Annotated in this window: 2 protein-coding genes; both read left to right on the plus strand. The window is 36.0% G+C overall.

Annotated elements, in window-relative coordinates; genetic code table 11:
- On the plus strand, positions 1-717 hold a 717-nt coding region (locus tag AC1DRF_RS27605), incomplete at its 5' end, for an NAD(P)H-dependent flavin oxidoreductase (protein ID WP_477742257.1).
- Between the two features lie 467 nt (positions 718-1,184).
- Positions 1,185-1,397, plus strand: a complete 213-nt coding sequence (locus AC1DRF_RS27610) for a DUF3951 domain-containing protein (RefSeq protein WP_427076909.1) — start codon at positions 1,185-1,187, stop codon at positions 1,395-1,397.
- Positions 1,398-1,441: the final 44 nt, after the last annotated feature.

Below are 1,441 nucleotides of genomic sequence, written 5' to 3' on the forward strand. Positions count from 1 at the left end.
ATCGAGGAGAAGGTGCCTGCTATCTCTATAACCGGAGGGAATCCTCAACCTGTTTTTGAACGGATAAAAGGAGAAAATATTAAAACTCTTGTTCTAGTTTCAGGAGTTAGACAAGCAAAAAAGGCTGAGGAACTTGGGGCTGATGCCGTAATGGCAGTAGGACAAGAAGGAGGCGGCCACTTAGGACGGGATGATATTGGCACAATGGTCCTTATCCCTCGTGTAGTTGAATCTGTGTCAATTCCTGTACTAGCTAGTGGAGGCATTGGAGATGGAAGAGGCTTATTAGCAGCCTTCGCCCTTGGAGCAGAAGGAATAGAAATGGGAACAAGATTTATTGCTACGCAAGAGTGTGTGCATGCAAACCCTGTATACAAAGAAGCACTTGTGAAGGGAAAAGAGACAGATACAGTTATTATTAAGAAAACTTTAGGGCATCCTGGTCGTGTTTTAGAATCAAAATATACTAGCAATATTATTGAGCGTGAACACAAAGGGGCAACTTATGAAGATTTAAAAGATATGGTAAGTGGTAAGGCAAACTGCAAATATATTTACAATGGGAATGAAGGGGAGGGATTTGGTTGGGCTGGACAGGTTATCGGACTAATTAATGATGTTCCTACGGTTCAAGAATTGTTTGATGAGATGATTTCTACAGCTGAACAAGGAAAGCAGCGATTGGTAAACATTTTGGAAACAACAAAGAACTGTTAGTAGTGTTCCAGCTTTAAGTAATATATATTAACTAAAATCGAAAATTTTAGGTATGCTTTTCTTATTAGCGTTAACAAAATAAAAAGCCACCCAGTATTTGCAGGACAGGTGGCTTTCTACTATAAAATGCATGTGCAGACATATAATAACACATTTTTTCCTTATGGACTATATTTTTCCGTACGAGCATATGAATAAAAGGTGCGCTTTTTATACATTCTCGTTTCTTTCAACTATTCAAAAAATGTAGTCATATCAACGATGTATAAAAAGTTGCATATTCCGGAAAAAGAAGCCTTGGTGGAAGCTTACTGCTCCAAGGGTTCTTTTGCTTTCTTGCTTCCTTGAAGAGACATTATGTTAACTACGGATGTATATAGTATTCATTAATGTATAAGCTTTAACGGCATGTTAAAATGTAATTATAAGGAAATTAAAACATGTCAGAACTTATAAGGGGAAAATAATTGAATTCATTATTGTATCTTACAATGTTATTTATAGTTCTGCTTACAGTAGTTCCTATTATGATTGTGATTGTTAAAACTGTTTTCAGAAGAAAACTACCAAGCAACTATTATACTCCATTTGATTATATCTCTGCCCAAACTACTGAAGAATTTCATGAGGAAAAAGCAGAAATTAAAAAAGAAGATGAAAATGGAGATAGTAAAAATTAAGCAAAGGTACTTATTGTGGTGCCGGGAATTGGTATGATGTAAAC

It is taken from the genome of Priestia sp. P5_B4 (assembly GCF_056400385.1).